Origin of the sequence: Streptomyces sp. P9(2023) (assembly GCF_032436795.1) — a bacterium.
Classification (GTDB): domain Bacteria; phylum Actinomycetota; class Actinomycetes; order Streptomycetales; family Streptomycetaceae; genus Streptomyces.
Window position 1 is genome coordinate 142772 of sequence record NZ_JAUPWM010000014.1, and the last position, 9146, is coordinate 151917.

The following is a 9146-nucleotide window of genomic DNA, read 5'->3' on the forward strand; positions in this document are numbered from 1 at the left end:
AGCAGTACGTCGGCTTCCGTCAGCCGACGACGGTCCAGGTGTCGTTGCCCGCGAGGAGCTGGCTCAGGTCGCCCTTGCCGTGCTGCTCGATGGCCGTGTCGAGCTGGTCGGCCATGAGGGTGTCGTAGACCGGGCGCCGGACGGAGCGGAAGACGCCGATCGGGGTCTGGTGGAGGGTGTCGGGGTCGGCGAGCCGCGAGAGCGCGAACGCGGTGGTCGGGGACGTCGCGTGGGCGTCGTGGACCAGGACCGTGTGCTCGTTCTCGGGCGTGACCGGGACGACCTTGAGGTCGCCGGTCGCGGGGTCGCGGACGACGCCCTTGTCCTGGGCGGAGCCGAACAGGATCGGCTTGCCGTGCTCCAGCCGGATGACGGCTTCCTGGGCCTGGTCCTTGTCCTTCAGGACCTCGAAGGCGCCGTCGTTGAAGATGTTGCAGTTCTGGTAGATCTCCACCAGCGCGGTGCCGGGGTGGTCGGCGGCCTGGCGCAGGACCTCGGTGAGGTGCTTGCGGTCGGAGTCGACCGTACGGGCCACGAACGAGGCCTCCGCGCCGAGCGCGAGCGAGACCGGGTTGAACGGCGCGTCGAGGGAGCCCATCGGCGTCGACTTGGTGATCTTGCCGAGTTCGCTGGTGGGGCTGTACTGGCCCTTCGTCAGCCCGTAGATCCGGTTGTTGAAGAGCAGGATCTTGAGGTTCACGTTGCGGCGCAGCGCGTGGATGAGGTGGTTGCCGCCGATGGACAGCGCGTCGCCGTCGCCGGTCACGACCCAGACGGACAGGTCGCGGCGGGAGGTCGCCAGGCCGGTCGCGATGGCGGGCGCGCGGCCGTGGATGGAGTGCATCCCGTAGGTGTTCATGTAGTACGGGAAGCGGGAGGAGCAGCCGATGCCGGAGACGAAGACGATGTTCTCCTTCGCCAGGCCGAGTTCGGGCATGAAGCCCTGAACGGCGGCGAGTACGGCGTAGTCACCGCAGCCGGGGCACCAGCGGACCTCCTGGTCCGACTTGAAGTCCTTCATCGACTGCTTGGCTTCGGCCTTCGGCACGAGGTTCAGGAGCGTCTCACTCATCGATGGCCTCCTTGAGCGCCGAGGCGAGCTGCTCGGCCTTGAACGGCATGCCGTTGACCTGGGTGTGCGAGCGGGCGTCGACGAGGTACTTGGCCCGGACGAGGGTGGCGAGCTGGCCGAGGTTCATCTCCGGGACGACGACCTTCTCGTACCGCTTGAGCAGTTCCCCGAGGTTGCGGGGGAAGGGGTTGAGATGGCGCAGATGGGCCTGGGCGATGGGGTGCCCGGCCCGGCGCAGCCGGCGGACGGCGGCGGTGATGGGCCCGTAGGTGGAGCCCCAGCCCAGGACGAGGGTGGTCGCGCCGTCGGGGTCGTCGACCTCGATGTCCGGGACCTCGATGCCGTCGATCTTGGCCTGGCGGGTGCGGACCATCAGCTCGTGGTTGGCCGGGTCGTAGGAGATGTTCCCGGTGCCGTCCTGCTTCTCGATGCCGCCGATGCGGTGTTCCAGGCCGGGGGTGCCGGGCACGGCCCACGGGCGGGCCAGCGTCTGCGGGTCCCGCTTGTAGGGCCAGAAGACCTCGGTGCCGTCGGCGAGTTCGTGGTTGGGGCCGGTGGCGAACTGGGTCCGCAGGTCGGGGAGTTCCTCGACGTCCGGGATCCGCCAGGGCTCGGAGCCGTTGGCGAGGTAGCCGTCGGAGAGGAGGAAGACCGGGGTGCGGTAGGTGAGTGCGATCCGGGCCGCCTCGATCGCGGCGTCGAAGCAGTCGGCCGGGGTCTTCGGGGCGACGACGGGTACGGGGGCCTCGCCGTTACGGCCGTACATCGCCTGGAGCAGGTCGGCCTGCTCGGTCTTGGTCGGCAGCCCGGTCGAGGGGCCGCCGCGCTGGATGTCCACGATCAGCAGCGGCAGCTCCAGGGAGACCGCGAGCCCGATCGTCTCCGACTTCAGGGCCACACCCGGCCCGGAGGTGGTGGTGACGGCGAGCGAGCCGCCGAAGGCCGCGCCGAGCGCGGCGCCGATGCCGGCGATCTCGTCCTCGGCCTGGAACGTCCGGACGCCGAAGTTCTTGTGCCGGCTCAGCTCGTGCAGGATGTCCGAGGCCGGGGTGATCGGGTACGAGCCGAGGTAGAGCGGCAGATCGGCCTGGCGGGAGGCGGCGATCAGGCCGTACGACAGGGCCAGGTTCCCGGAGATGTTCCGGTACGTGCCGGTCGGGAACGCGGTCGTCGCGGGGGCGACCTCGTAGGAGACGGCGAAGTCCTCCGTCGTCTCGCCGAAGTTCCAGCCGGCGCGGAACGCCGTCACGTTCGCCTCGGCGATCTGCGGCTTCTTCGCGAACTTCTGCCGCAGGAACCGCTCGGTGCCCTCGGTGGGCCGGTGGTACATCCAGGACAGCAGCCCGAGCGCGAACATGTTCTTGGAGCGCTCGGCCTCCTTCCGGGAGAGCCCGAAGTCCTTCAAGGCCTCGACGGTGAGGGTGGTGAGCGGGACCGGGTGGACGCGGTACCCGTCGAGCGACCCGTCTTCGAGCGGAGACGTCTCGTATCCGACCTTGGCCATGGCGCGCTTGGCGAACTCATCGGTGTTGATGATGATCTCGGAGCCGCGCGGCACGTCGTCGATGTTGGCCTTCAGCGCGGCGGGGTTCATCGCGACCAGCACGTTCGGGGCGTCGCCCGGGGTCAGGATGTCGTGGTCGGCGAAGTGGAGCTGGAACGAGGAGACACCCGGCAGTGTGCCTGCGGGGGCGCGGATCTCGGCGGGGAAGTTCGGCAGCGTGGAGAGGTCGTTCCCGAAGGACGCCGTCTCGGAGGTGAACCTGTCACCTGTCAGCTGCATACCGTCACCGGAGTCACCGGCGAACCGAATGATCACCCGATCGAGTTGGCGGACTTCCTTCTCGTCGCCGTGGTGGGGCGCCGCCGGGGCGCTGCGCTGCTCCCCGACCAGGGCCTCACCGGCCTCGCTACTGACCTGGCTGGTCACTGAACTGGACCTCCCTCGCGGCAAGGGTCTCTCCGCCAGAGGCGGGAGAAGGCTCGTGGGGCGGACGGCCAACCGCCCGGCCCCGTGGCCCACCCTACGACGGTGAGGAGGCCCTCCCCGGGACTTCTCGCATCGTGGACCTCGTTTTGAGATGCTGTTCTGCCATGAATCGTCACGTTCTGTAGCCCCCCAGAGTCTTCCGGAAAGTCGTACGCCCGAATCCAGCCAGTGCACCATCTGACAGAGTGTCAGGTGGTGGCTGGTTTAGCTATTCAGATAGGTCAGCACGGCGAGTACCCGCCGATGATCACCCTCACTCGGCGACAGGCCGAGCTTCAGGAAGATGTTGCTGACGTGCTTCTCCACCGCACCGTCGCTCACCACGAGCTGCTTCGCCACCGCGGAATTCGTCCGCCCCTCGGCCATGAGCCCGAGGACCTCGCGCTCGCGCGGGGTCAGGTTGGCGAGCACGTCCTGCTTACGGCTCCGGCCGAGGAGCTGCTGCACGACCTCGGGGTCGAGCGCGGTACCGCCCCGGGCGACCCGGACCACGGCGTCCACGAACTCGCGGACCTCGGCGACCCGGTCCTTCAGGAGGTACCCGACGCCCCGGCTGGATCCGGCCAGCAGCTCGGTGGCGTACTGCTCCTCGACGTACTGCGAAAGGACCAGGACCCCGACCCCGGGGAACTCCTTGCGCAGCCGCACCGCCGCGCGTACGCCCTCGTCCGTGTGGGTGGGGGGCATCCGTACGTCGGCGACGACCACGTCCGGCAGCGCGTCCTCGGCCGCGAGCTCGGCCACGGTCTTGACCAGGGCCTCTCCGTCACCGACCCCGGCGACGACGTCGTGACCCCGGTCGGTGAGCAGCCGGGTCAGCCCCTCCCGAAGCAACACCGAATCCTCGGCGATGACCACGCGCACCCTGTCCGCCACGTCTTCCACGACCCTGAAGCCCCCATGTCCCATTGATCGATGCGCCCCCAGCATCGCACCCCAGGGCCGGCCCCGCGCCAATTCCCTGAGGCGGGTTACACGAGGGGGCCCACAACCCCCGGGGAGGCCCCCACGAGCAAATGGATCACGCGCGCCAGGGGAGTTCCGCGGTGATCGTCGTCGGGCCGCCCGCCGGTGAGTCCACCGCCAGCACCCCGTCGACCGCGTCGAGGCGCTCCGTAAGACCGGCAAGCCCCCGCCCCGCCGCCACGTCCGCCCCACCCCGCCCGTCGTCCCGCACCTGCAGCAGCAGCCGGTCGCCGACCCGCCACACATCCACCCACGCCCGCCGCGCCTCCGCGTGCTTCGTCACGTTCTGGAGCAGCTCGGACACGGTGAAGTACGCGATCCCCTCGATCGCCGGCACCGGCCGCGACGGCAGCTCCACCTCCACCGACACCGGCACCGCGCAGCGCGACGCGACCGCCGACAGCGCCGCGTCGAGCCCCCGGTCCGTCAGGACCGCCGGGTGGATGCCCCGCGCCAGGTCCCGCAGCTCCTGCAGCGCGGTCTTCACCTCGCCGTGCGCGTCCTCGACCATCCGCGCCGCCGCCTTCGGGTCCTCCACCAGCTTCTCCTTCGCGAGCCCCAGATCCATCGCGAGCGCGACGAGCCGGGCCTGCGCCCCGTCGTGCAGATCGCGCTCGATCCGGCGCAGATCCGCCGCGGCGGTGTCCACGACCACACCCCGGTCCGACTCCAGCTCGGTGACCCGCGTCGCGAGCCGCGAGGGGCCGAGCAGCCCGCCGACCATCAGCCGGTCCACCGAGGTCAGCCCACGGATGATCCACGGCCCGGCGAGCACGAAGAGCAGACCGATGACGCTGGTGACGGCGATCTCGAAGGGCGAGTCGAGGTAGAACGCGTGGTTCCGGTCCCCGTACAGCTGGATGCCGTCCTGGCCGGCGTACATCGGGAAGACCCACTGCCACAGCGGGTACGTGAAGAGAGCCCAGCCGTACACCCAGAAGGCCACCGAGACCGTGAAGGCGAAGATCGCCCACGGCATGTACAGGAGCGCGTACAGCAGGTGCCGCCAGGACACGCCGCTCTTCAGCGTCGCCCCCATCCACGACATCGCCCCGCCGGTACGGCCCCGGGCCGGCTCGGGCGGCGCGACGTCCAGACCGAGCAGCCCGCGCGCCCGCGCCCGCTCCACGGCGCCGAACCCCCGGCAGAGCGCGAGGGCGCCCGCGAGGACGGGGATGCCGAGGAAGGTGACGAGGAGACCGGCGCCGGTCGCGACGAGGGCGATGGCGAAGGAGAAGTAGACGCAGCCGAGCGGCAGCCCGAGCAGCAGATAGCCGAACTCGCGCCAGGTGCGGCCCTCGAACGGCGCGCGGATCGCGGCGGGGAGGCGGGAGGAGGCGGCCATCGCGGTGGGTCCGTTTCTGCTCGGAGAAGAGGAAGCGTTACGCCCCAAGGTTTCCGCGCGGACGAGCCCGGGACCATGAGGAGGGTGGGCGTCTCCGCCCGGGGGTTTTCCCTACCAGGGGGATGGGTGGGACTCGGGGGCCAGGGCGGGGCAGGGCGGGGCGCGGGTGGCCTTACGACGCCGAAAGCACGAGAAAGCACGACCGCCCGGGCCGCGACGCATCGCGACCCGGGCGGTCACACCACTCTGGGGCTACACCCGCCCCCGCCACGGCAGCTCCGCCGTGACCGTCGTCGGGCCGCCCTCCGGCGACTCCAGGACGAAGAGCCCGTCGACGGCCCCCAGCCGCTCCGCGAGCCCCGCCATCCCCGTACCGCCGTCGAGGCGCGCGCCGCCGCGGCCGTCGTCCCGTACCTGGAGCAGCAGCCGGTCGTCCCGTCGCCGCACCTCCACCGAGGCGGAACGGGCGCGGGCGTGCTTGGACACGTTCTGGAGCAGCTCGGAGACGGTGAAGTACGCGATGCCCTCGATCGCCTCCGCCGGCCGCTCGGCCAGGTCGACGCTCACCTTCACCGGTACGGTGCAGCGCGCCGCGATCGACGAGAGCGCGGCGTCCAGGCCCCGGTCCGTCAGGACCGCCGGGTGGATGCCCCGGGCCAGGTCGCGCAGCTCCTGGAGCGCGAGCTTCACCTCCCCATGGGCCTCGCCCACCATCGCGGCGGCCGCCTCCGGGTCCTCCAGCAGCTTCTCCTTCGCCAGACCGAGCCCCATCGCGAGCGCGACGAGCCGGGCCTGCGCGCCGTCGTGCAGATCGCGCTCGATGCGGCGCAGATCGGCCGCGGCGGTGTCGACGACGACACCCCGGTCGGTCTCCAGCTCGGCGATCCGCCGCTCCAGCTCGTCCGAGGGCGACAGCAGACCGCGGACCATGGCCCGGTCGGCGGTGGACAGCCCCCGCGCCACGAACGGCAGCAGCGGCCAGAGCACGATCAGCGAGACGAGGGTGACCGTGAAGGTCACGATGCCCCAGGGCAGCCGGATGAACCCGTACAGCATCGTCCGCCACGCCACCGGGTCCTTCAGCGCGGTCCACAGCCAGTTGAAGAAGCCGTGCCGGCGGGGGAGCGGGCTGGGCTCCTCCACCTGTACGCCGAGCAGCGCCCGGGCCCTCGCCCGCTCGGACCGGCCGATGCCGCGCGCCCCGGCGAGACCGAGGGCGAGCAGCGGCAGGCCGATCACCGTGACGGACAGGCCGACGCCGATCGCGACCGCCACGACCGTGTAGACGAAACCGACCAGGGTGGTCAGCAGATTGGAGAGGAGGAAGGAGATCTCCTTCCAGGTCTGCCGGCCGTAGGCGGGGCGGACCGGCGGCAGCGGGGCCTCGGTGTCGGCGTTGTCGGCGTTCGCATCGGCGTTCATGAGCCAAGCGTGCCGGGCGGGAGGCTCGGCACGCCATGGGGTCCGTAGGTGAGAGGGGAGTAGGGCTATCCCCACCGTTCAGTCCATGACACACCGCTTACGGGATCTTTAGCAGGGCCTAGACTCCCGTGCGTACAGAACGTGCGTACACAACGGGCGTACGCAACGTCGAAGCGGGCAGGAAGCGAGGGGTGGACGTGCCGGATCCGACCGTGCGGGCGGGCATCGGACTCGCGGCGGACTACGCGGACTACTTCGAGTCGTACTCCGTCGTCGGACTGCTCGCCGTCATCGGCGTGCTCTTCGTCGCCGTCGCGTTCGGCGCCGGCAGGCTGCTGCGGCCGGTCGTCCCGACCCCGGAGAAGCTGCTGACGTACGAGTGCGGTGTCGACCCGGTGGGGGAGGGCTGGGCCCACACCCAGGTCCGCTACTACGTGTACGCGTTCCTGTACGTGATCTTCGCGGTCGACTCGATCTTCCTCTTCCCCTGGGCGACCGTGTTCGCCGCGGCCGGGTACGGCGCGACGACGCTGGTCGAGATGTTCATCTTCCTCGGCTTCCTGGCCGTGGGCCTGCTCTACGCGTACAAGAAGGGCGTCCTGACATGGACGTGACCCCGACCCCGGCTTCCGCCCCGACCCCGCTGCCGGCCCCGACCCCGTTGCCGGCCCCGACGCTGGGACCTTTGGCCCGCTTGGCGCCCGAGCCGATGAAGGTGGTCCTGAACTGGGGCCGCCGCTACAGCCTCTGGGTCTTCAACTTCGGCCTCGCCTGCTGCGCGATCGAGTTCATCGCCGCGTCGATGGCCCGCCACGACTTCATCCGGCTCGGCGTGATCCCGTTCGCGCCGGGGCCGCGCCAGGCCGACCTCATGATCGTCTCCGGGACGGTGACGGACAAGATGGCGCCGGCGGTGAAGCGGCTCTACGAGCAGATGCCGGAGCCCAAGTACGTCATCTCCTTCGGCGCCTGCTCGAACTGCGGCGGTCCGTACTGGGACTCGTACTCGGTGACGAAGGGCGTCGACCAGATCATCCCGGTCGACGTGTACGTACCGGGCTGCCCGCCGCGGCCCGAGGCGCTGCTGCAGGGAATCCTCAAGCTCCAGGAGAAGATCGCGCGGGAGTCGCTGGCGGCGCGGTACTCGGGTCCTTCGGCGGGCCAGCTGAAGAGCGGTCTGGTGGAGCCGCCGAAGCCGGGCGGCGGTGAGGACAAGTGAACGCGTACGACGGTCTTCCCGAGTCCGTGACCGAGGTCTTCGGCGAGGAGGCGACGGCGGAGCGGGCGTACGACCTGCTGACGGTGGACGTGCCGGTCGGCTCGTGGATCGCCGCGCTGGAGATCGCGCGGGACAAGCTGGGCTGCACGTACTTCGACTGGCTGAGCGCGGTGGACGAGCCGGGCGCCGGCTTCCGGGTGTGCGCGCACGTGGTGGCGCTGGAGGGCGGCGCGGTACGTCGCCTCCTGCTGCGCACGACGGTCTCGCACGAGTCCCCGGTGCTGGCGACGGCTGTTCCGGTCTACGCGGGCGCGGAGTGGCACGAGCGGGAGACGCACGAGATGTTCGGCGTCGAGTTCACGGACCACCCGAACCTGGTGCCGCTGCTCCTGCCGGAGAACTTCGAGGGCTACCCGCTGCGGAAGGACTTCGTGCTGGCCGCGCGGGTCGTGAAGGCGTGGCCGGGCGCGAAGGAGCCGGGTGAGTCGGAGCACGGTGGCCCGAAGCGCCGCCAGATGCTGCCGCCGGGCGTCCCCGACCCGAACGACTGGGGCCCGATGAAGGGCCAGCTCCCGCCCGCCCCCGCCCGCCCGGCCCGCACGCCGCGCGCCGCGGCCGGCGCGGGTACCGGCGCCGCCGCCGACCGCCCGCCCCGCCGCGCCCGCACGGCAGCGGAGGGCTCGACGAGCCAGGCCCCCGAGCCCCCCACGTCAGCGGAGCCCGGCCCCCCGCCGACCGACCAGCCCCGGCCGCCGCGCCGCAGCCGCTCGGCGGCGGACGGCTCGGCGAGCCAGGCCCCGGAGACACCCACGTCAGCGGAGCCCGGCCTCCCGCCGACCGACCAGCCGCGCCCGCCGCGCCGCAGCCGCTCGGCGGCGGACGGCTCGGCGAGCCAGGCGGGCACGCCCGCCGACGCGGGCGATGCGTCGCCCGCCTCGCCGCCGCGGAACCGGAGCTCGGACGCCCCCTGGCACCACGCCCGCCCGGCGTTCGACGACGGGGCCGCCCCGGAGGCGCCCCCCGCTCCCGAGGCCGAGCCCGCCCCGGAGGCGCCCCCCGCTCCGGAGGCGACGCCCGCTCCCGAGGCCGAGCCCGCTCCGGAGGCGACGCCCGCTCCCGAGGCCGAGCCCGC

At 71.6% G+C, this 9146-nt stretch carries 8 protein-coding genes; 3 read left to right on the plus strand and 5 right to left on the minus strand.

All coding sequences use genetic code 11. The features are described from left to right. Nucleotides 1-19 precede the first annotated feature (19 nt). The 5 genes from Q5762_RS20255 to Q5762_RS20275 all read right to left on the minus strand — a co-directional run bounded on the left by Q5762_RS20255 (nucleotide 20) and on the right by Q5762_RS20275 (nucleotide 6795). The gene (locus Q5762_RS20255) at nucleotides 20-1072 is read right to left on the minus strand and encodes a 2-oxoacid:ferredoxin oxidoreductase subunit beta (RefSeq protein WP_315893578.1); all 1053 of its coding nucleotides are present in this window, start codon (nucleotides 1070-1072) and stop codon (nucleotides 20-22) included. Continuing rightward, entirely contained in the window at nucleotides 1065-3002 is a 1938-nt protein-coding gene (locus Q5762_RS20260) for a 2-oxoacid:acceptor oxidoreductase subunit alpha (RefSeq protein WP_315893579.1), read from the minus strand. Before Q5762_RS20260 ends, Q5762_RS20255 begins: the two co-directional genes overlap by 8 nt. Before the next feature lie 264 nt (nucleotides 3003-3266). Beyond that, on the minus strand, nucleotides 3267-3926 hold the full coding sequence (locus tag Q5762_RS20265) for a response regulator transcription factor (protein WP_315893590.1): 660 nt from the start codon (nucleotides 3924-3926) through the stop codon (nucleotides 3267-3269). 157 nt (nucleotides 3927-4083) lie between these two features. Beyond that, nucleotides 4084-5373: a sensor domain-containing protein gene (locus Q5762_RS20270; RefSeq protein WP_315893580.1), complete on the minus strand. Its 1290-nt coding sequence runs from the start codon at nucleotides 5371-5373 to the stop codon at nucleotides 4084-4086. A 252-nt stretch (nucleotides 5374-5625) separates the two neighbouring features. Then, a complete protein-coding gene (locus tag Q5762_RS20275) occupies nucleotides 5626-6795 on the minus strand; it encodes a sensor domain-containing protein (protein WP_315893581.1) in 1170 nt (389 codons plus the stop codon). A 197-nt stretch (nucleotides 6796-6992) separates the two neighbouring features. On the opposite strand from Q5762_RS20275, the gene Q5762_RS20280 reads away from it, so the two are divergent. From Q5762_RS20280 to Q5762_RS20290, 3 genes are all read left to right on the plus strand, one after another. Continuing rightward, nucleotides 6993-7409 (plus strand): NADH-quinone oxidoreductase subunit A, encoded by a 417-nt coding sequence (locus Q5762_RS20280; protein ID WP_315893582.1) that lies wholly within the window; start codon nucleotides 6993-6995, stop codon nucleotides 7407-7409. Beyond that, complete coding sequence (locus tag Q5762_RS20285) at nucleotides 7400-8014, plus strand: NADH-quinone oxidoreductase subunit B family protein (protein ID WP_315893583.1); 615 nt, start codon at nucleotides 7400-7402, stop codon at nucleotides 8012-8014. The genes Q5762_RS20280 and Q5762_RS20285 overlap by 10 nt, the downstream gene beginning before the upstream one ends. Continuing rightward, nucleotides 8011-9146, plus strand: a 1136-nt coding sequence (locus Q5762_RS20290) for an NADH-quinone oxidoreductase subunit C (RefSeq protein WP_315893584.1), incomplete at its 3' end; no start/stop codon positions are given. The genes Q5762_RS20285 and Q5762_RS20290, both read left to right, overlap by 4 nt.

Bases quoted from the DNA above. Each gene is read 5' to 3' on its own strand.
- Q5762_RS20255 (WP_315893578.1), bottom strand. From the start codon at position 1,072: ATGAGTGAGACGCTCCTGAACCTCGTGCCGAAGGCCGAAGCCAAGCAG.
- Q5762_RS20270 (WP_315893580.1), bottom strand. From the start codon at position 5,373: ATGGCCGCCTCCTCCCGCCTCCCCGCCGCGATCCGCGCGCCGTTCGAG.
- Q5762_RS20275 (WP_315893581.1), bottom strand. From the start codon at position 6,795: ATGAACGCCGATGCGAACGCCGACAACGCCGACACCGAGGCCCCGCTG.
- Q5762_RS20285 (WP_315893583.1), top strand. From the start codon at position 7,400: ATGGACGTGACCCCGACCCCGGCTTCCGCCCCGACCCCGCTGCCGGCC.